The sequence below is a fragment of the Actinomadura sp. NPDC000600 genome, from assembly GCF_040492135.1.
GTDB lineage: Bacteria > Actinomycetota > Actinomycetes > Streptosporangiales > Streptosporangiaceae > Spirillospora.
The window spans coordinates 14,753-34,743 of the sequence record NZ_JBEUPD010000046.1 but is presented as its reverse complement, the minus strand read 5'-3'; the positions used below and the strand labels follow the sequence as shown (position 1 = coordinate 34,743).

The window sequence follows — 19,991 nt, the reverse complement described above, 5'->3', positions numbered from 1 at the left end:
ACCGGCCCTTCACCGGCGGCGGACCGCCGCAAGGGCGCGTCGCGTGTGTGGTTGGACTGTGGTCCATCGGCCTTCCAGAAGAGCCCGCGGCGCGTCCGGCGCCGCGCTGCTGCTGTCCTTGGCGACCGGCTGCCAAGGCGCCGCCTCGCCGCCCGCGCCCGTCGTGCCGGTGAAGGCCCGCGCCGCGGCGCCCAAGGCCGTATGCCTCGGCTACAACGGCCTCGACAGGCTGAACCCCGCGGCGCAGGTGCGCGCGGGCCGGTTCGCCGCGCCGGGCAGCGCCCCCGTCCGCGTCGCCCGCGGAACGCACGTGGACTGGGGCCTCGACCCGTACGGCGACCGGTCGTGGCAGCTCTGGTTCCACTCGCTCGAATGGCTCGGCGGCCTCATCAGGCAGTTCGAGCGGACGGGCGACCGCGCCGCGCTGGAGACGGCCGCGAGCATCGCGCGGGACTGGCTCGCCGGCAACACCGGCCCCGAACGGTTCGACGCGCACCGGCGCGAGGCGGTCGCCGAGGCCGCCAAGTTCCGCCTCGCCACCCTCGTCTGCCTCCGCCGGCACCTGCCCGGACGGTGGCTGGACGAGGCGATCGCCGACCACGCGGGGTGGCTGGCCCGCCCCGAGCACTACTCGGGCCCCTGGAACCACGGCACCGACGAGTCGATGGCGCTCATGACGGCGGGCTGCGGCATCGGCCGGGAGGACCTCGCCCGACTCGGCTACCGGCGCCTGCTCGACGCGAGCCTCGCCCCGCCCGGTGACGCGCGCCCGGCCATCGACGAGGAGGGCGCCGGAAACGAGCAGTCCGCGCACTACGCCGTGTACAACCGGGCCCGGTGGCGCCTCGCGTTCCGGGTGGTGCGCGCGTGCCGCCGCTCCGTCCCCACCGAACTCGCCCGCCGGCTCCGGCTGCTGGACGAGTTCATCGCGTTCCAGATCACGCCCGGCGGGGACCTGCTCCAGATCGGCGAGTCGTACGCGGCCAGGGCGTCCGGGATCGACTCCCCCGGAGCGGGCCCGATCAGGTACATGGCGACGCGGGGCGCGGAGGGCGCCCCGCCCGAGGAGCGGGCGCGGGTCTACCGCGCCGGGTACGTCATGGGCCGGTCCGGATGGGGACGGGAGGGCCGCCCGTTCACCGAGGAGATGTCCTACACCGCGCGCTTCGGCCCGGGCCGCTACGCGCACGGGCAGAACGACCACATGGCGCTGACCTTCCACGCGCTCGGCCGGGACGTCCTCGTTCCCAGCGGCCACATCGGCTACAGCGCCCCGTCCTGGCGGAGATGGCTGGCCTCGCCGGAGGCGCAGAACACGCTCGTGGTGCGGGGCGTCCCGTTCCGCGACAGCGCGCCGACGGCCCTGGTCGCGCACGCCTTCCGGCGCGGCGCCGACACGTTCCGGTTCTCCGACACCGCCTTCGCCGGCACGACCCGGACCCGCTCGGTGCTGGCCGCGTCCGACCCCGACGCCCTCGTGGTGCTGGACGAGGTGCGCTCCGCCGTCCGCCACCCGGTAGAGCAACTGTGGCACCTACCGCCGGCGTTCACCGCCGCCCCGGAAGGTACCGGCGCCGTAGCCACCGCCGGCCACGTCCGCGTCCACTTCATGCGACTCCCCCTCCCCGGCACGCCCCGAGGAGAGACCAAAATCGTCCGAGGCGCCCTCGACCCGCCACAGGGCTGGATCGCCCCCGCCGCCCGCAAGCGCTCCCCCGCCCCAGTGGTGTCCTTCACCACCCGCACCGGCACCCAACCAGCCCGCATCCTGACCCTGATAGCCCCCGTCCGCGGCCAGGAACCCCCAAAACTCCAGACCAGAACACTCCCAAACGGCACCCTCCACGTAGAGGCGACGTTCCCAGCCCACACCCTGACCTTCGAGGCGTCCCCAGACGGAACCCTCCACCGCCTCCCCTGAGCAAACCCACACCCAACGCTCCAGGACGGGCCACGTTGCGACGCTCTAGAACGTGCCACGTTGTGACGCTCTACGACGGGCCACGCCATAACACTCTTGGAGTGGACCTGAGCCGAGGCGCGGGTCGGGCGGCCGGAAGGCGATCTGGGCGCCTGGAGGTCGCCCGACCCGCCGAGCCGGGCGACCGCAGCGCCACGACGAAACCTGCACGGGCACAACACACCAGAACCGTGGCGTGAGGATCGCCCGGCTCGCAACGGGGGGATTGGGGGGTCGCCCCCCAGAAAACCACTGCGCGGGCAGGCGCGTGGAGCGAGCGCAGCGAGCGCAACGCGCATGCCCGCCGACGCAGGCGACCGCAGCGACGCCACACCGGCCGTCACGGGCACAGTAGGCCGCAACGGCGGCGTGAGGATCGCCTGCGTCGTGACGGGGGGTATGGGGGGTCGCCCCCCCAATTGACTACTGCGCGAGCATGTCCGCCGTGAGGTTCGCCTCGGTGCCGGGGATGCCCTGGTCGCCGGCGCGCTTGTCGGCCATGGCGAGGAGGCGGCGGATGCGGCCGGCGATGGCGTCCTTGGTGAGGGGCGGGTCGGCGAGCTGGCCGAGTTCCTCCAGGGATGCCTGCTTGTGCTCCAGGCGGAGGCGGCCGGCGTTGACGAGGTGCTCGGGGGCGTCGTCGCCGAGGATCTCCAGGGCGCGGGCGACGCGGGCGCCGGCGGCTACGGCGGCGCGGGCGGAGCGGCGCAGGTTGGCGTCGTCGAAGTTGGCGAGCCGGTTGGCGGTGGCGCGGACCTCGCGGCGCATCCGGCGCTCCTCCCAGGCGAGGACGCTGTCGTGGGCGCCGAGCCGGGTGAGCAGCGCGCTGATCGCGTCGCCGTCGCGGACGACGACGCGGTCGACGCCGCGGACCTCGCGGGCCTTGGCGTGGATCTTCAGGCGGCGGGCGGCGCCGACGAGGGCGAGGGCCGCCTCGGGGCCGGGGCAGGTCACCTCCAGCGACATGGAGCGGCCGGGCTCGGTGAGGGAGCCGTGCGCGAGGAACGCGCCGCGCCAGGCCGACTCGGCGTCGCAGGCGGCGCCCGCGACCACGTGCCGGGGCAGGCCCCGGACGGGCCGGCCGTTGTTGTCAATGAGGCCGGTCTGCCGGGCGAGCGACTCGCCGTCCCGGAAGACGCGCACGACGTAGCGGTTGCCCTTGCGCAGGCCGCTCGGCGCGAGCACGACGACCTCGGAGGTGTGCCCGAACACCTCCGCGATGTCCTTGATCAGCCGCCGGGCCGCCACGCCGGTGTCGATCTCGGCCTCGATCACGATGCGGCCGCTGACCAGGTGCAGGCCGCCCGCGAACCGCAGCAGCGTCGAGACCTCGGCCTTGCGGCAGCACGGCTTCAGCACCGTGAGCCTGCTCAGCTCGTCCTTGACCACACCGGTCATCGCCATCTGATGAACCCTCCCCCTATCGGACTTCCAGCAGTGTGGCCGATTCCGGCCCCACCGGTCGTCACTCGGTGAATATCTTGTCGAAGGCTTGGGCCAGACGGGCGGGTTCATGACGCGGCGAGCCGTCGTCGGCGGCGACGTCGGCGAGCACGAGGCGGCCGCCGAGGTCCTGGACGGCCTTGTCGAGGGCGTCCGGGTCGTCCACCACCCCGCGGTCGGCGAGGACGACGTCCACGCGCAGGTCGGGCGCATGCGCCTGCAGGACCTCCAGGTGCGTCTGCGGCGAGAAGTCGTCGGTCTCGCCGGGCTGCGGCGCGAGGTTCAGCGCGACGACGCGGCGCGCGCGGGAGGTGGTGAGGGCGCGCGCCAGCGCGGGCACCTTCAGGTGCGGCAGGACGCTGGTGAACCAGGAGCCGGGGCCGAACACGATCCAGTCGGCGTCGTCGACGGCGGCGAGGGTCTCCGGGCAGGCGGGCGGGTCGGCGGGCACGAGCGACACCCCGAGGACGCTGCCGGGCGTCTTGGCGCACGCCACCTGCCCCTTGACATGGGTGATCTCGTCGGGCCTGGCCGGGTCGGCGCCGCGGACCTCGGCGACGATGTCCATGGGGATGGCCGCCATCGGCAGCACGCGGCCGTGCGCGCCGAGCAGCCGGCCGACCCAGTCGAGCCCGGCGACGGTGGAGCCCGGCGAGGCGCCGTCGCCGCCGAACAGCTCCCACAGCGCGACGATGAGCAGGTTGCCGACGGCGTGGCCCTGCAGGTCGCCCTCGTCGCGGAAGCGGTGCTGGACGACGTCGCGCCAGGTCTGCCCCCATTCGTCGTCGCCGCAGAGGGCGGCGAGCGCCATCCGCAGGTCGCCGGGCGGCAGCACGCCGAGTTCGCGGCGCAGCCGGCCGCTGGAGCCGCCGTCGTCGGCGACGGTGACGATCGCGGTCAGCCGGTCGGTGACCCGGCGCAGCGCCGACAGCGACGCGTAGAGGCCGTGGCCCCCGCCGAGCGCGACGACCTTCGGGCCGAGGGGCTTCACCGTGCCGTTACTCTCCTCGTCCGGGACCCTCGCCGGGTCCCGGCGCGGGCCGTCATTCGCGGCCGAGGTCACGATGGGCGACCTGCACCTCGATGCCCTCGTCCCGCAGCCGGGCGGCGATCTGTTCCGCCATGGCAACACTACGGTGTTTTCCGCCGGTACATCCCACGGCGAGCGTCACGTAGTGCTTGCCCTCGCGTTCATACCCGTCCGCGAGGAGCCGCAGCACCTCGGCATAGGCGTCCAGGAACTCCTTGGCGCCGCGCTGGCCGAGGACGTAGTCGCGCACGGCGCCGTCGCGGCCCGTCTTCGGCCGCAGCTCCGGCACCCAGTGCGGGTTCGGCAGGAACCGGCAGTCGACGACGAGGTCGGCGTCGACCGGCAGGCCGTACTTGTAGCCGAACGACACGACGGTGGCGCGCAGGCTGGACTCGCCGCTGTCGTTCCCGAAGAAGCCGATGATCTTGTTGCGCAGCTCGTGCACGTTGAGGCCGCTGGTGTCGATCACCAGGTCGGCCTCGGCGCGGACCTCCCGGACCAGCTCGCGCTCGCGGGCGATGCCGTCCACCAGGCGGCCGTCGCCCTGCAGCGGGTGGGGGCGGCGGACGCTCTCGAACCGGCGCACGAGGTCGGCGTCGCCGGCCTCCAGGAACACCACGCGCGGGTGGACCCCGCGGGCCTCCAGCTCGGCGATCGAGGAGTGCAGGTCGTCGGTGAACGCGCGGCTGCGGACGTCGACGACGACGGCGATGCGCGGCACCGCGTCCTTCACCCGGCCGCCGAGGTCGGCCATCGTGGCGAGCAGCCCGGGCGGCAGGTTGTCGACCACGAACCAGTCGAGGTCCTCCAGCGACTTGGCCGCGGTGCTGCGGCCCGCCCCGGACATGCCGGTGACGATGACGATGTCCGGAATCTTGGTCTCGCTGGTCATGCCCGTCTCCCCCTGTGCTCCCCGCCGTCCCCGCCGGGTTCCTCGCCCGCGCCGCCCGCCGGGGCGGCCCCGCCGTGCAGCGCCGCCACGATGCTCTCGGCGCTGCGCATGCCGATGCCCGGGACCTCGGCGACCTGCTCGGGCGTCGCGTCCTTCAGCCGCTTCAGCGAACCGAAGTGTTTCAGCAGCGCCGCGCGGCGCGCCGGGCCCAGACCCGGAACGTTATCGAGTTCGCTGACCGTCATGGACCTGGACCGCCGCTGCCGGTGGAAGGTGATGGCGAAGCGGTGCGCCTCGTCGCGGACCCGCTGGACGAGGAACATGCCCTCGCTGTTGCGCGGCAGGATGACCGGGTCGGCCTCGCCGGGGAGCCAGAGCTCCTCCAGCCGCTTGGCGATCCCGCACACCGCGATGTCGTCGACGCCGAGCTCGTCGAGGGCGCGCTGCGCGGCCGCGACCTGCGGCGGGCCGCCGTCGACGAGCACCAGGTTCGGCGGGTAGGCGAACTTGCGCGGCCTGCCGGTCTCCGGGTCGATCGGCTGGTGCGCGCCGTCCTCCTCCGGGTCGCCGAGGGCGTCGAGCTCGCCGGTCTTCTCGCTCTCGGCGAGGTAGCGCCTGAACCGGCGGGTGATGACCTCGTGGATGGAGCGGACGTCGTCCTGCCCCTCCACGCCCTTGATCGTGAACCGGCGGTACTCGCTCTTGCGGGCCAGGCCGTCCTCGAACACGACCATCGACGCGACCACATCGGTGCCCTGCAGGTTGGACACGTCGTAGCACTCGATCCGCAGGGGCGCGTCGTCGAGCTCCAGGGCCTCCTGGATCTCCTGCAGGGCGCGGCTGCGGGTGGTGAGGTCGGACGCGCGGCGCGTCTTGTGCTGCTTGAGCGCCTCGTGGGCGTTGCGCGCGACCGTCTCCAGCAGGGCGCGCTTGTCGCCGCGCTGCGGGACGCGCAGCCGGACGGGCCCGCCGCGCTGCTCCGCCAGCAGCTCGGCCATGGCGTCCTCCTCGGGCGGCAGGGCCGGGACGCAGACCTCGCGGGGCACCGACTCGCTCTCGCCGTAGATCTGGATGAGGAAGTGCTCGACGAGGTCGGCGGTGGTCACGTCCTCGACCTTGTCGACGACCCAGCCGCGCTGCCCGCGGATGCGCCCGCCGCGCACGTAGAACACCTGGACGGCCGCCTCCAGCTCGTCCTCGGCGAAGGCGATCATGTCGCAGTCGGTGCGGTCGGGCAGCACGACCGCCTGCTTCTCCAGCGCGCGCTCCAGGGCGCGGATGTCGTCGCGGAGGCGGGCGGCGCGCTCGTACTCCTGGGAGGCGGCGGCCTCGCGCATGTCGCGTTCGAGGCGCTTGATGAACCGGGTGGTGTTCCCGGCCATGAAGTCGCAGAAGTCCTCGGCGAGCAGGCGGTGCTCGTCGGGCGAGACGCGGCCGACGCACGGCGCCGAGCACTTGCCGATGTAGCCGAGCAGGCAGGGCCGGTCGAGCTGGTGCTGCCGCTTGAACACGCCGGCGCTGCACGTCCGGACGGGGAACACGCGCAGCAGCTGGTCGACCGTCTCCCGGATCGCCCACGCGTGGGAGTACGGCCCGAAGTAGCGCACGCCCTTGCGCTTGGCTCCCCGCATCACCATCACCCTCGGAAACTCCTCGTTCAGGGTGACGGCGAGATAGGGATAGGACTTGTCGTCGCGGTAGCGGACGTTGAACCTTGGGTCGAACTCCTTGATCCAGGAGTACTCCAGCTGGAGGGCCTCGACCTCGGTACCGACGACCGTCCAGTCGACGCGGGCGGCGGTCTGCACCATCGTCTGGGTGCGGGGGTGCAGGGCGGAGAAGTCGGCGAAGTAGGAGTTCAGCCGCGAGCGCAGGTTCTTCGCCTTGCCCACGTAGATGACCCGGCCGTGCTCGTCGCGGAACCGGTACACCCCCGGGGATTCCGGGATGGAGCCGGGTGCGGGTCGGTAGGTCGCCGGATCTGCCACGTTCGAAAGCCTAATGGGCGGCACCGACACGCCGTGCCCCCGCGAGCCGGGCCCGCTCCGCGGCTTCCCGGAGGGTGACGTAGATCTCTCCCCGATGCCCGGATGTTCGCAAATCCACCGGAAAGGGAGGGTCAAACGGGTCGCTGATCTTCGAAGGGGGTCGTTCCGGACGTGTCCGCACTCTGGGCATGGATCATCCTGGCCGCCGTGGTCGGGACGTCCGTGATCGTCGTGGAGGGGGGTCGCCGGCTCGTCGCGGGCCGGCTGTCGCACCGCTGGCCGGGGGCGGGCCGGGTCGCCCGGCGCTGCACCGCGCCCGCGTTCGCGTTCGCGGTGGTCGTCAGCTCCAGCACCGCGATGCCGTACCAGGTCATCGGCGGGCACGCCGAGGACGTGGTACGGCACGCGATGCGGATCGCGGCGATCGGCGCCTCAACCTGGCTGGTGCTGCGGATCGCCTACGCGCTGAGCGACCCGCCGCTGGCGCGGCTGATGCGCGTCGAGGGCGACCGCAACCGGCGGGCCAGGCGGGCCCGCACGCAGATGCTGCTGCTGCGCCGCATCGCGGCCATGATCATCGTGGTGCTCGCCGTCGGCGCGGCGCTGTTCACCTTCCCCGCCGTGCGCGCGGTCGGCGCCGGGGTGCTGGCCTCGGCGGGCGTCGCCGGCCTGGTGGTGGGCATCGCGGCGCGGCCCACCCTCGGCAACCTGCTGGCCGGGCTCCAGCTGGCGTTCAGCGACGCGCTGCGCCTGGACGACGTCGTCGTCACGCAGGGGATCTGGGGCCGGGTCGAGGAGCTGACGCTGTCCTACGTCGTCCTGCAGCTCTGGGACGACCGGCGCATGATCTTCCCGGTTTCGCACTTCACCGAGCAGCCGTTCGAGAACTGGACCCGGCACTCCAGCCGCCTGCTCGGCTCGGTCGAGCTCCACGTGGACTGGACGGTCCCGGTGGAGGAGCTGCGCGCCGAGCTGTACACGGCGCTGAAGGAGAACCCGCTGTGGGACCGGCGGGAGTGGATGCTGCAGGTGGTGGACGTGCTGCCGAGCGGCCTCGTCACGGTCCGCGCGCTGATGAGCGCCGCCGACTCGGCGAGCACCTGGGATTTGCGCTGCGACGTGCGCGAGCACCTGGTCTCCTACATCCGCGACCGCCATCCGGAGGCCCTCCCCCGGCTCCGCATCGGCCCCGAGCCCGTCGCGGACGGCACCGGGACGGCGCTGGACGACCGGGCGCCGGCCACCGAGGAGGAGGTCGCGGAGGGGCGGCACGCGGACGGCGCGCGGGCCGTCCCCCGCGAGGACGGCCCGGCGCGCGCGAAGTCGCTCAGGCGGGCGTGAGCCGCCCGGACCCGTGCTCAGGCGACGACGTGCTCAGGCGACGCCGTGCTCAGGCGACGACGATGCCGCCGCCCTTGGCCTGGACGGGGTACTCCTTGAGCGGCTTCGTCGCGGGGCCCTTCTGCACCGACCCGTCGGCGATCCTGAACTCGCTGCCGTGGCAGGGGCACTTGATCACTCCGTTCGACACCCCGCCGACCGTGCAGCCCTGGTGGGTGCACACCGCCGTGAACGCCTTGAAGGCGCCCTGGGTCGGCTGGGTCACCACGACCTTCTCGGCCGCGTTGACCTTGCCGCCCCCGACCGGGACGTCGGCGGCCTTCGCGATCTCCTTGCCCTTGAGGTCCGCGGCGGACTTCTCCCCGCCGCCGGACGCGCATCCGGCGAGCGCCGCGGCGCCCACGGCTCCGGCCCCGCACAGCACCGCGCGCCGGCCGACTCCCCCGCCCCCGGCGGCCGCTGGGGCCCCGGGCGTCACTTCATCTCCCATGGCTCCATCTTGGTGGACGGGTCCGACCGCTCCGCACCGGCCCGGCCCGGCGGCTATCCGAGGATCTTCTTGAGGAACTGGCCGGTGTGGCTGGCCTCGACCTCGGCGACGTCCTCGGGGGTGCCGGTGGCGACGACCGTGCCGCCGCGGGAACCGCCCTCGGGGCCCATGTCGATGATCCAGTCGGCGGTCTTGACGACGTCGAGGTTGTGCTCGATGACGATGACGGTGTTGCCCTTGTCGACCAGGCCGTTCAGCACGCCGAGGAGCTTGCGGATGTCCTCGAAGTGCAGGCCCGTGGTCGGCTCGTCCAGCACGTAGACGGTGCGGCCGGTGGAGCGCTTCTGGAGCTCGGAGGCCAGCTTGACGCGCTGGGCCTCGCCGCCGGACAGGGTCGGGGCGGGCTGGCCGAGCCGCACGTAGCCGAGGCCGACGTCGTTCAGCGTCTTCAGGTGCCGGTGGATCGCCGTGATCGGCTCGAAGAACTCGGTGGCCTGCTCGATCGGCATGTCGAGCACCTCGGAGATCGTCTTGCCCTTGTAGTGGACCTCCAGGGTCTCCCGGTTGTAGCGGGCGCCGTGGCAGACCTCGCACGGGACGTAGACGTCCGGCAGGAAGTTCATCTCGATCTTGATGGTGCCGTCGCCGGAGCAGTTCTCGCAGCGGCCGCCCTTGACGTTGAAGGAGAACCGGCCGGGCTGGTAGCCGCGCACCTTCGCCTCGGTGGTCTGCGCGAACAGCTTGCGGATGTGGTCGAACACGCCGGTGTAGGTGGCCGGGTTGGACCGCGGGGTGCGGCCGATCGGCGACTGGTCGACGTGCACGACCTTGTCGAGCTGGTCGACGCCGTTGACGCGCTTGTGCTTGCCCGGGACGGTCTTCGCCCCGTTCAGCTTCTTCGCCAGCGAGTTGTAGAGGATGTCGTTGACCAGCGTCGACTTGCCGGACCCCGACACTCCGGTCACGGCGGTGAGGACGCCGAGCGGGAACGCGACGTCCACGCCGCGGAGGTTGTTCTGCTGGGCGCCCTTGACCGTCACCTCGCGGCCCTTGGTGCGCGGCCGCCGGATCTGCGGGACGGCGATCTCGCGGCGCCCGTCCAGGTAGGCGCCGGTCAGCGAGCGCTCGGACTTCTTGAGGTCCTCGACCGTGCCGGAGACGACGATCTCGCCGCCGTGCTCGCCCGCGCGCGGGCCGATGTCGACGATCCAGTCGGCGGCGGCGATGGTGTCCTCGTCGTGCTCGACGACGATCAGGGTGTTGCCCATGTCGCGCAGCCGGAGCAGCGTCTCCAGCAGCCGGTGGTTGTCGCGCTGGTGCAGGCCGATGGACGGCTCGTCAAGGACGTAAAGGACACCGACCAGGCCGGAGCCGATCTGCGTCGCCAGCCGGATGCGCTGCGCCTCGCCGCCGGCGAGCGTGGCCGACGCCCGGTCGAGGGTGAGGTAGTCGAGGCCGACGTCCAGCAGGAAGCCGAGCCGGGCGTTGACCTCCTTGAGGACGCGCTCGGCGATGTGCCGCTCGCGCTCGTTCAGCTCGAGCGCGAGCAGGAACTTCGCGGCCTCGCCGATCGGCATAGCGGCGACCTCGGCGATCGACATCCCGCCCATGGTGACCGCGAGCACGACCGGCTTGAGCCGGGCGCCCTCGCACGTCGGGCACGGGATCTCGCGCATGTAGCCCTCGAACCGCTCCCGGCTGGAGTCGCTCTCGGACTCGGCGTGCCGCCGCTGGATGTAGGGGACGACGCCCTCGTAGGCCGTGTAGTAGGACCTCGTCCGGCCGTAGCGGTTCTTGTAGCGGACGTGGACCTGCGTCTCGTGGCCGTTCAGGACGGCCTTGCGCGCCTTGGCGGGCAGCTTGTCCCACGGGGTGTTCAGGTCGAAGCCCATGGCGTCGCCCAGGGCCGACAGCAGCCGCAGGAAGTAGTCGCTCACGTGTCCGTTGGACCACGGCTGGATCGCGCCCTCGCCCAGCGTCAGCTCCCCGTCGGGGACGACGAGCTCGGGGTCGACCTCCATGCGCGTCCCGAGCCCGGTGCAGTCGGGGCAGGCGCCGTAAGGCGAGTTGAACGAGAAGGATCGCGGCTCGAGCTCCTCGAACGACAGGTCGTCGTAGGGGCAGTAGAGGTGCTCGGAGTACATCCGGGTGCGGTGCTCGTCGTCCTCGGGGAGGTCGACGAAGTCGAGGACGATCGTGCCGCCCGCCAGGCCGAGCGCCGTCTCCACCGAGTCGGCGAGCCGCTGCCGGGCCGAGTCCTTCACCGATAGCCGGTCGACCACGACGGAGATGTCGTGCTTCTCCTGCTTCTTCAGCTTGGGCGGCTCGTCCAGGCGGATCATCTGCCCGTCGACCAGCGCCCGCGAGTACCCCTTGGACTGCAGCTCGCGGAACAGCTCCAGGTACTCGCCCTTGCGGCCGCGGATCACCGGCGCCAGCACCTGGAACCGGGTGCCCTGCTCCAGCTCCAGCACCCGGTCGACGATCTGCTGCGGCGCCTGCCGGCTGATCGGCCGGCCGCACTCGGGGCAGTGCGGGTGCCCGATCCGCGCGTAGAGCAGCCGCAGGTAGTCGTAGACCTCGGTGATCGTCCCGACCGTGGACCGGGGGTTCTTGCTGGTGGACTTCTGGTCGATCGAGACCGCGGGCGACAGGCCCTCGATGAAGTCGACGTCGGGTTTGTCCATCTGCCCGAGGAACTGCCGGGCGTAGGCGGACAGCGACTCCACGTACCGGCGCTGCCCCTCGGCGAAGATCGTGTCGAAGGCCAGGCTGGACTTCCCCGAACCGGACAGACCGGTGAACACGATCATGGCGTCCCGCGGGAGGTCGAGCGAGACGTCCTTCAGGTTGTGCTCGCGCGCTCCACGCACGATGAGTCGGTCATGCACGGCGTACTTCCGGTTCCTCTTCTGGGCGCGGCGATCTGCGGATACGGCTCGGTATCAAGGCTAGCCACGGGGTGCGACAGGATGCCCCGAGTTCTCAACAGCGGCGCGCGCCGCTGCATTTCATGACGCTACCCGGCCGTCCGAGCGGTCCGGACGGCACCATCGCACCGTACACGTGTTCGAACGCCGCCCGCCACCGGAACACCGGGGGAACCCCGCGCCCCTCCCCGGCCGCCCGTCACGGCCCGCGTTCCCGCAGGTCACTCGTCGTCGAGTGCGAAGGAGAGGTAGCGCTCGGCGGAGCGGCGGACGGCGTCCTTGCCGTCGGTGTACACGACCTTCTTCCACCAGGCGCCGTAGACGCGGTCGAAGTCGTAAGGCTCCAGCAGGCGCAGGGCGCGGCGGACCGTGCGCGGACGCTCCGGGATGAAGTTCGGATAGGAGTACATGAAGCTCACCCAGTCGCGGTCGTTGACGACCGTCAGGATGTCGCCGGAGAAGAGCGCGCGGGCGTCGCGCCAGTGCAGCACCTGGCCCCCGGCGAAGTGGACGCCGGCGTTGACCAGCGTGAGGCCGTCGGCCAGTTCGCGGGTGTCGCCCGACCAGAAGACGACCGCGTCGTCCGGGCGGGGCACCCATCGGCGGTCGGCCTCGTGGACGTAGACGGGCGCGTCGAAGGCGCGCGCCCACTCGATCATGCTGCCGTAGAAGTGCGGGTGGCTGATCGCTATCGCGGAGACGCCTCCGAGCTCGTTCACCCGGCGCACCAGGTCGTCGTCGATGTGGGTGACCATGTCCCACAGGACGTTGCCGGAGGGGGCGCGCAGGAGGAGGGCGCGCTGGCCGATGGCGGTGGACGGCTCGGTGCCGATCCCGATGACGTCCGGGCCCTCCTCGGCGACGCGGCCGCGGTGGTCCGCGCGCAGTTCCTCCAGGGTCGTCCATTTCTGGCCTTCCCAGCCGACGTACTGCCGCTCGTCCTCGCAGATCGGGCAGTCGGGGCGGGGCCCGGCGTACTGGACGCCGCACGTCACGCAGATCGGAAGCTCCATGATCACCAGTCTGGCGCGGGCCGGGCCGGTGCGACAGGATGGAGCGTCCTTTTCGCCGAGGAGGGGTCATGGACTGGCGCGACGTGGTCGACGAGCTGGACGCGGGCGTGGAGCGGATCGCGCGGACGCTGGAGGGGCTGGCCGACGACGCCCTGCGCGGCGCGTCGGCGCTGCCGGGGTGGAGCCGCGGGCACGTGGCGACGCACATCGCGCGCAACGCCGACTCCCTGTGGAACCTGCTCGAAGGGGCCCGCACGGGGACGGAGATCCCGCAGTACCCGAGCCTGGAGCGGCGCAACACCGACGTCGCCGCGGGCGCGGGGCGCGGCCGGGACGAGCTGGTCGCCGACGTCCGGGCGACGCAGGCGCGGTTCTCCGAGCAGGCCAGGTCGCTGCCCGGGAGCGCCTGGAACGCTCCGGTGCGGGCGATGACGGGCTGGCCCCATCCGGCCTGGTACACGGTGTTCCGCCGCTGGAACGAGGTGGAGGCCCACCACGTCGACCTCGCCGCCGGGTACGGCCCCGCCGACTGGCCCGAGCCCTACGTCCGGTGGTCCGCGGCGGCCACGCTGGCGGACATGGCGGCGCTGCCGAAGGACGCCCTCGGCGAGGTGGCCGGGCTCCGGATCACCGCGACCGACTCCGGCGAGACCGCCGAACTCGGCTGGACGCCCGGCGGCCCGGAGGCGTCCGGCTCCGCGCGGGCGCTGCTGGGCTGGCTGAGCGGGCGGTCGGACGGCGCGGGCGTGCATCTCCGCCCGGACGGGCCGCTCCCGGTGCCGCCGCCCTGGCCGCACGAGCCGTCGGGTTTCCCGGAGGAGTCGGGCTTCTGAGGGACGCCGCTCTGGGGCACGTCGGGCCTAGGGCGGGTCGTCGCCGGCGAGCCGGCGCAGGGCGTCCGCCGAGCGGACGGCGATCGCGCTGCGGGCGACGGTCACGCTGCCGCGCACGGGCTCGGTCGCGAGGATCTGCGCGACCTTGCGGCGGCCCATGCCGGCCCAGCGGCCGAGGTCCTGCTGGGTGAACGGCACCCGGACGAGGACGCCCTCCTCGGTCACGCCGTCCGGGCGCTCCCGCTTGACCGGGGAGCCGAACCGCGCCGCCAGCCGCAGGAGCCGGCCGGCGAGGCGGCGCTCGGGGTCGTCGGGGAAGTGCGCGACGCGCAGCTCGTTGGCGTCGCGGAGCCGCTCGGCGAGGACGGCGGCGACGGCCCACACCGCGCCGGGCTCGGCGTCCAGGACGCCGCGGAAGCGCGCGGCGGGCAGCACGACGGCCTCGACCCGGGTCAGCGCCTCGGCGTTGGCGTGCCGGACGCCGCCGTCCACCGCCTCCAGCTCCCCGACCAGGTCGCCCGGCCCGAGGACGTCGAGGATCGCGACGTCGCCGTCCCGGTCCACCCACACCTTCACCGCCCCGGAGCGCAGGACGAAGACCTGGGACGCGCGGGTGTGCTCGCGCGTGAGGAACGCCCCGGGCCGGATCACCACCGGGGCGCCCGCCCGCCGCAGGGCCTCCCGGGCGCGGGGGGTCAGCGCGTCCCAGAACCGGGTGGTGTGCATCTCGCCTCCTCACCGGACCCGCATCCGGCCGGGCCGCGGCCTTTCATGATCGGGTGCCTCGCGGTCCAGTGAACGCGGCCCCGCGCGGACCGACCAGGTCGTCCGTCACATGTCGAGGGATCTCTCGGAGGCGAGGAGGCCGTCGAGGGCGCGGACGCGCCGGCCGCAGTCCGCGGCCGCGGCCTGGTCGCCGAGGGCCAGGTGGGATTCGCGCAGCAGTTCCAGCGCCCGCCGCAGCCCCCGCTGGTCGTCGGTGTCGCGGCGGATGGCGATCTCGGCGGTGACGTGCTCCACCGCGCGGTCGTGCTCGCCGAGCAGCTGGGACGCGCGGGCCATGGTGCGCAGGGCCTGGGCCTGCTCGCGGGTGGCGCCGAGCTCGGCGGCGAGGTCGCCGGCGCGCCGCCCGGTGGCCAGGGCCTCGCCGGCGCGGCCGAGGTCGAGGTGGATGGCGGCGAGGTGGACGAGCCCGACGGCCTCGCTGTGCCGGTCGCCGACCTCGCCGAGGATCCGCAGCGCCTCCACCTCCCGCTCCAGGGCCTCCTCGGGGCGGCCGGCGCGGCGCAGCACGGCGGCGAGCGTGTCCATGCCGACGCCGAGGCCGTACCAGTCGCCGCCGGACTCGCGGAGGCCGAGCGCCTGCCGCGCGGCGCGCTCGGCGTCCTCGGGCAGGCCGAGCGCCGAGTACGTGCGGGCCAGGCTGCCGAGCGTGCCGGCCATTCCGCCCCGCGCGCCGAGGCGGTGCCACAGGTCCAGCGCCTCCAGGCCGAGGATGAACGCCTCCTGGTGGCGTCCGAGGCGACGCATCACCACCGAGAGGTGCTCCAGGTCGTGGGCCTCGCCGTGCTGGTCGCCGATCTCCCTGCGGATCTCCAGGGCGCGCAGGAGGTGCTCGCGGGCCTCGCGGTACCGGCCGAGGCGCCAGTGGACGATCCCGATCTGCGCGAGCGTCTCGGCCTCGCCGTGCCGGTCGCTGGTGTCGCGGTGCAGCCGCAGCGCCTGCCCGCAGTAGGTGAACGCCTCGGCGAACCGCGTCGCCTCGCACATGAGCATGCCGAGGGTGGTCAGCGCGCGCGCCTCGCCGTGGCGGGCACCCAGGGCGCGGTAGGTGTGGAGCGCCTGTTCGGCGTCCTGCTGCGCCAGGTCCCGCAGACCGAGCGCGGCGTTCATCCGCGCCAGCTCCGTCAGCGCCTGCGCGGCGCCGTGCATGTCGGCGAGTTCCTGCCGGATGGCCAGCGCCTCAAGGGCGTGGGAGACCGCGCCGTGGACGTTCCCTTGGCGGCGGTGCACCTGGGCCACGGTGAGCAGGGTCTCGGCGACGCCCGGCTGGTCTTCCGTCCGGCGGCGGACGCCGAGCGCCTTCGCGGCGTGGTCCAAGGCCGTCTCGTAGGCGCCGAGGCCCAGGTGCGCCCGGGCCAGGATGTCGTGGCCCTTGGCCGTTCCCGCGTCGTCTCGCAGTTCCCCGTGGACGGCGAGGGAGCGCCGCGCGTGGTCGATCGCCGTCGGGTAGCGGCCCAGCACCACATGTACGTGGGCGAGGGTGGCGAGCGCGGCGGCCTCCCCGTAGAGGTCGGGCGGGTCGACGGCCCGGAAGCCGCGCCGCGCGTCCTCCCCGTACCCGATGGCCTGGACGGAGTCGCCCACCCCGAAGTGCGCCATCGCCAGGTTGTGGAGCATGACGGCCGCGGCCGCCCAGTCCTCCTCGCTGCGGGCGGCGTGCAGGCCTGCCTGGTGGACGGCGATGGCGTCCTCGCTGTAGCGGCGGAACTCCTGGAAGTCGAACAGCGCGTCGGCGAGCTCCCAGCACGTCCGGTGCAGGCCGAGCCGGGCGGCCTGGTGCACCGCGGCGACCAGGTTGCGCCGCTCGGCCTCGAACCAGGCGAGCCCGGCGGCGCGCTCGGCGGCGGTGGAGGCGCGGTGCCGCCCCTCGACCGCGTGGGCCCTCGGCCGGGACCGCCGCGCCAGGGCGTCCCCCGCCGCGCGCGCCTCCGCGAGGTAGGAGGCCAGCAGCCGCCGCTGCGCCGCCTGGAGCTCGCCGTCGGAGTCCTCGCGCAGTCCCCTCTCCCGCGCGAATTCGCGTAGCAGGTCGTGCATCCGGTAGCGGTCCGGCCCCACGTCGTGCACCAGGTACGCCTGGCGGAGCCCCTCCAGGCATTCGCGCGCCTCGTCGACCGAGCCGTCCTGCAAGGCGGCGAGGGCGGTGGGCGTGAAGTCGGGGCCTGCGACGAGGCCGAGCCTGCGGAACGCCTCGCGCTGCCCGCGGCCCAGGCTCCGGTAGGCGACGTCGAACGTCGGGCTGAGGACGGCCAGCAGCGCCGTCCCGGACGTGCCGGGCGCCGCGCCGTCGCCCAGGCCCGCCCCCGCGAGGCCCGGCCCGTACAGCGCGGCGTCCTGCACGTCCCGGGCGGCCAGCTCCCGGACGGTCCCGGCGATCGACTCGCCGGGGTTCTCGGCCAGCCGGCCGGCCATGACGCCGAGCGCGAGCGGCAGGTGGCCGCATTCGCGGGCGAGCCGCTCGACCGCCTTGTCCTCCTCGCGGAGGCGGGGGTCGCCCGGGCCGAGGACGTTGGAGATGAGGTCCACGGCCTCCTGCGTCGCCATCTCCCGCAGCTCCAGCGTCCGGACGTCGGCGCCTTCGAGCAGGGCCGGCAGCCGCCGCCGGCTCGTCACGACCACCAGCCCGGAGGCCATCGCCGCCAGCAGCGGCCTGATCTGCTCTGGCCGCGCGGCGTTGTCGAGGATCAGCAGCATCCGGCGGTCGCCGAGCAGCGACCGGCACTGCGCCGCCAGCTCCGCCTGCGTCCGCGGGACCTGGTCGCCCGGCACGCCCGCCGCGCGCAGCACCTGCCCCATGGCCTCCGCCGGGGTGACGGGGCTGCGGGACGTGCCGCGCAGGTCGGTGAACAGGACGCCGTCGGGGAAGCGGTCGGCGACCCGGTGCGCCCAGTGCAGCGCCAGCGTGGTCTTGCCGACGCCCGCCATCCCCTGGACGACGACCGCGCGCGGCCACACCGACTGGCCGACCAGCAGGTCGAGCTTGCCCAGGCTGACCGCGCGGCCGGCGAAGTAGGGGTTGTCGGCGGGGAGCCGCACGGCGGGCGGCCCGGCCGGGGTCTCCAGGCGCACCGGTTCGCGCGCCGCGATCCCGGCGCCGGCGTCCCGGCCCGCCGCGTCCCCCGGCGACCGCTCGGGCTCGGCGGCCGGCCACTCGTCCCCCCAGGGGCTCGCGGCGCGGCGGAGCCGTTCGAGGTCGAGGACGGTCAGCGGGCGGGCCCGCTGGTCGAGGATCCCCTTCGCCCGCCACGACCGGAACCACCGCACCAGCGTCTCGCGGGAGATCCCCGCCCAGTTCGCCAGCTCCGCCTGGCTGAGCCGCAGGGGGATCCGCGTCCCCTGGCCGGCGGCGGGCTCGCCGAACCGGTGCGCCAGCTCCAGCAGGTGGTAGGCGAGCCGCTGGGGATGGTCCGCGGCCCGCACCGCGTGCCGGCGGCCCCCGTAGGTGACGCTCTCGGAGATCGCGTGCATCATCGCCTCGGCGACCTGCGGGCTCGCCGCCAGCAGGCTGCGGAACTTGCCGCGGTCCACGCGCAGCGCCGTCACGTGGTCCAGCGCGGCGACCGTGCCGCGCTGCGGGTGCCCCCACGGCGCGAGGACGCCGACCAGGTCCCCCGCGCCGAACAGCTCGATGATCGACTCGTCGCCGTCGCTGGAGTCCACGAACTCCTTGGCCACCGCGTTGCTCGCGGACCGCGGCGACGCCTTGAACACCACGTAGACGGCCGGCGCGACCGTCCCCTGGTGGCAGAGCATGCCGCCGGGCGGGATGTCGGTGCGCCGGCCCATGGCGCGCAGCGCCTGCCGGTCGGTGGGGGCGAGCCGCTCCCAGAAGCTGCCCGGCCGGACGCCCGGACCGTCACCGATCATGCGGTCACCCTCCCGCCATCGCCGCCGCCAGCGTCCAGAACAGGAACAGCACCGCGGTCGCCGCCGACCAGGCGACGGCCTGCCAGGACAGCTCCCCGCAGCGGTGCGCCGCCGACAGCAGGCGGCGCAGTTCCGCGTCGCGGACCCGCTCGTCCAGCGCGACCGCCGAACCGAACGGCGTCCACGGCACACCCGGGTCGACGGGCGACCCGGTGCGGCCGCGGACCTCGCCGAGCACGGCCAGCAGCGTCCGCCGCGACCGCACCGCGTATCCGGTGGAGACGGCGAACGCGCCGGCGAGCACCGGCAGCAGCGCCAGCGCGGCGAGTCCCGGCGGGCCCGCCGCCAGCCGGGAGACGGTCCCGACCAGGACGAGGGCGAGGACCACGGCCGCGACGGCGGAGTCCCTGCCGCACAGCCGGACCAGCGTGCAGGCCTGCCCGAGGAGGTCCTCCGGCCGCTCCTTGTCCGGTCCGGGACGGAATGCGGTCACCAACGCCTCACCGTCCTTTCGGGGGGTCGAACCTGATCTTCCAGTTCCCATGGTGCGGCCGGGAAGGGGAGAAGTCCGTCCGGCAGCGCACGGTTCGGCTGAGTCTGGTGACTCATTTCCGGCACGCCCCCGGGTCGCGGCAGAGGGCGGGCCCCGATGAGGGAGGATGGTCTTCGAACGACCGACGGGGAGGACGCATGACCTACACCGGGAACGTCGAGGCCGGCGGGCGTCCCGACGTCCGCGAACTGCCCGGGCTGCGGGTGACGAAGGTGGCGGTCGGCCCGTACGACAACAACGCCTACCTCCTGCGCTGCACCGCCACCGGCGAGCAGCTGCTCATCGACGCGGCGAACGAGGCGCCCCGGCTGCTGGAGCTCATCGGCGACGGGCCCCTCGCGCGGATCGTCACCACGCACCGCCACGAGGACCACTGGATGGCGCTGAGCGAGGTCGTGCGGGCCACCGGCGCGCCGGTGGTCGCCCACCCGCGCGACGCCGGCCCCCTCCCCGAGCCGGTCGCCGAGCCCGTCGAGCACGGCGACACCGTCACGGTGGGCCAGGCGTCCCTCGACGTCATCCACCTGCGCGGCCACACGCCCGGCTCGATCGCGCTGCTCTACGACGCGGGCGGCGAACTGGCCGACCGCCCGCACCTGTTCACCGGCGACAGCCTGTTCCCCGGCGGGGTCGGCAACACCTGGGGCGACCCGACGCGCTTCAAGCAGCTGCTCTCGGACGTGGAGGAGCGCGTCTTCGACCGCCTGCCCGACGCCACCTGGTTCTACCCGGGCCACGGCAAGGACTCCACGCTCGGCCGGGAGCGGCCCTCGCTCCCGGAGTGGCGCGCCCGCGGCTGGTGACGCTCCCGGCCCGGTCCGGAACAAGCGGTGCGGGGTGTTCGTTTGCCCCAACACACTTCCGGCCCGAG

14 protein-coding genes are annotated in these 19,991 nt (G+C 73.7%); 4 read left to right on the top strand and 10 right to left on the bottom strand.

The window, feature by feature from the left end:
- Nucleotides 1-58: 58 nt before the first annotated feature.
- Nucleotides 59-1,921: a heparinase II/III domain-containing protein gene (locus ABWI07_RS38885; RefSeq protein WP_149258126.1), complete on the top strand. Its 1,863-nt coding sequence runs from the start codon at nt 59-61 to the stop codon at nt 1,919-1,921.
- Nucleotides 1,922-2,383: 462 nt separating this feature from the next.
- Here the strand turns inward: ABWI07_RS38885 and whiA are convergent, their stop codons facing one another.
- The 4 genes from whiA to uvrC form a co-directional block, all read right to left on the bottom strand.
- Nucleotides 2,384-3,364 (bottom strand): DNA-binding protein WhiA, encoded by a 981-nt coding sequence (gene whiA / locus ABWI07_RS38880; protein WP_149258125.1) that lies wholly within the window; start codon nt 3,362-3,364, stop codon nt 2,384-2,386.
- Nucleotides 3,365-3,425: 61 nt separating this feature from the next.
- Complete coding sequence (locus tag ABWI07_RS38875; RefSeq protein ID WP_149258124.1) at nt 3,426-4,394, bottom strand: gluconeogenesis factor YvcK family protein; 969 nt, start codon at nt 4,392-4,394, stop codon at nt 3,426-3,428.
- 52 nt (nt 4,395-4,446) lie between these two features.
- Nucleotides 4,447-5,325, bottom strand: a complete 879-nt coding sequence (rapZ, locus tag ABWI07_RS38870) for an RNase adapter RapZ (protein WP_149258123.1) — start codon at nt 5,323-5,325, stop codon at nt 4,447-4,449.
- The gene (gene uvrC, locus ABWI07_RS38865; protein ID WP_353821597.1) at nt 5,322-7,313 is read right to left on the bottom strand and encodes an excinuclease ABC subunit UvrC; all 1,992 of its coding nucleotides are present in this window, start codon (nt 7,311-7,313) and stop codon (nt 5,322-5,324) included. The genes rapZ and uvrC overlap by 4 nt, the downstream gene beginning before the upstream one ends.
- A gap of 171 nt (nt 7,314-7,484) precedes the next feature.
- Between uvrC and ABWI07_RS38860 the strand changes: the two genes are divergently transcribed.
- Nucleotides 7,485-8,654 (top strand): mechanosensitive ion channel family protein, encoded by a 1,170-nt coding sequence (locus tag ABWI07_RS38860; RefSeq protein WP_235036642.1) that lies wholly within the window; start codon nt 7,485-7,487, stop codon nt 8,652-8,654.
- 49 nt (nt 8,655-8,703) lie between these two features.
- On the opposite strand, the gene ABWI07_RS38855 is transcribed toward ABWI07_RS38860, so the two are convergent.
- The 3 genes from ABWI07_RS38855 to ABWI07_RS38845 all read right to left on the bottom strand — a co-directional run bounded on the left by ABWI07_RS38855 (nt 8,704) and on the right by ABWI07_RS38845 (nt 13,087).
- Entirely contained in the window at nt 8,704-9,144 is a 441-nt protein-coding gene (locus tag ABWI07_RS38855) for a Rieske (2Fe-2S) protein (RefSeq protein ID WP_353821596.1), read from the bottom strand.
- A 53-nt stretch (nt 9,145-9,197) separates the two neighbouring features.
- Nucleotides 9,198-12,035: an excinuclease ABC subunit UvrA gene (gene uvrA / locus ABWI07_RS38850; RefSeq protein WP_353821595.1), complete on the bottom strand. Its 2,838-nt coding sequence runs from the start codon at nt 12,033-12,035 to the stop codon at nt 9,198-9,200.
- 260 nt (nt 12,036-12,295) lie between these two features.
- The gene (locus ABWI07_RS38845; protein WP_353821594.1) at nt 12,296-13,087 is read right to left on the bottom strand and encodes an MBL fold metallo-hydrolase; all 792 of its coding nucleotides are present in this window, start codon (nt 13,085-13,087) and stop codon (nt 12,296-12,298) included.
- 68 nt (nt 13,088-13,155) lie between these two features.
- Between ABWI07_RS38845 and ABWI07_RS38840 the strand changes: the two genes are divergently transcribed.
- Nucleotides 13,156-13,920 carry a maleylpyruvate isomerase family mycothiol-dependent enzyme gene (locus tag ABWI07_RS38840; protein WP_353821593.1) on the top strand — a complete coding sequence of 255 codons (765 nt, stop codon included), beginning with the start codon at nt 13,156-13,158 and terminating at the stop codon, nt 13,918-13,920.
- A 27-nt stretch (nt 13,921-13,947) separates the two neighbouring features.
- Here the strand turns inward: ABWI07_RS38840 and ABWI07_RS38835 are convergent, their stop codons facing one another.
- The 3 genes from ABWI07_RS38835 to ABWI07_RS38825 form a co-directional block, all read right to left on the bottom strand.
- Nucleotides 13,948-14,646, bottom strand: coding sequence for a Crp/Fnr family transcriptional regulator (locus ABWI07_RS38835; protein WP_149258117.1), 699 nt, complete (start codon nt 14,644-14,646; stop codon nt 13,948-13,950).
- 105 nt (nt 14,647-14,751) lie between these two features.
- A complete protein-coding gene (locus ABWI07_RS38830; protein WP_353821592.1) occupies nt 14,752-18,567 on the bottom strand; it encodes a tetratricopeptide repeat protein in 3,816 nt (1,271 codons plus the stop codon).
- A 4-nt stretch (nt 18,568-18,571) separates the two neighbouring features.
- Nucleotides 18,572-19,060, bottom strand: coding sequence for a hypothetical protein (locus tag ABWI07_RS38825; protein WP_149258115.1), 489 nt, complete (start codon nt 19,058-19,060; stop codon nt 18,572-18,574).
- Between the two features lie 197 nt (nt 19,061-19,257).
- On the opposite strand from ABWI07_RS38825, the gene ABWI07_RS38820 reads away from it, so the two are divergent.
- Nucleotides 19,258-19,923, top strand: coding sequence for an MBL fold metallo-hydrolase (locus tag ABWI07_RS38820; RefSeq protein WP_149258114.1), 666 nt, complete (start codon nt 19,258-19,260; stop codon nt 19,921-19,923).
- Nucleotides 19,924-19,991: the final 68 nt, after the last annotated feature.

Excerpts from the sequence above, each read along its gene's own strand:
- whiA (WP_149258125.1), bottom strand. The coding sequence starts at position 3,364 with ATGGCGATGACCGGTGTGGTCAAGGACGAGCTGAGCAGGCTCACGGTG.
- rapZ (WP_149258123.1), bottom strand. The coding sequence starts at position 5,325 with ATGACCAGCGAGACCAAGATTCCGGACATCGTCATCGTCACCGGCATG.
- ABWI07_RS38855 (WP_353821596.1), bottom strand. The coding sequence starts at position 9,144 with ATGGGAGATGAAGTGACGCCCGGGGCCCCAGCGGCCGCCGGGGGCGGG.
- ABWI07_RS38845 (WP_353821594.1), bottom strand. The coding sequence starts at position 13,087 with ATGGAGCTTCCGATCTGCGTGACGTGCGGCGTCCAGTACGCCGGGCCC.
- ABWI07_RS38840 (WP_353821593.1), top strand. The coding sequence starts at position 13,156 with ATGGACTGGCGCGACGTGGTCGACGAGCTGGACGCGGGCGTGGAGCGG.
- ABWI07_RS38835 (WP_149258117.1), bottom strand. The coding sequence starts at position 14,646 with ATGCACACCACCCGGTTCTGGGACGCGCTGACCCCCCGCGCCCGGGAG.
- ABWI07_RS38830 (WP_353821592.1), bottom strand. The coding sequence starts at position 18,567 with ATGATCGGTGACGGTCCGGGCGTCCGGCCGGGCAGCTTCTGGGAGCGG.
- ABWI07_RS38820 (WP_149258114.1), top strand. The coding sequence starts at position 19,258 with ATGACCTACACCGGGAACGTCGAGGCCGGCGGGCGTCCCGACGTCCGC.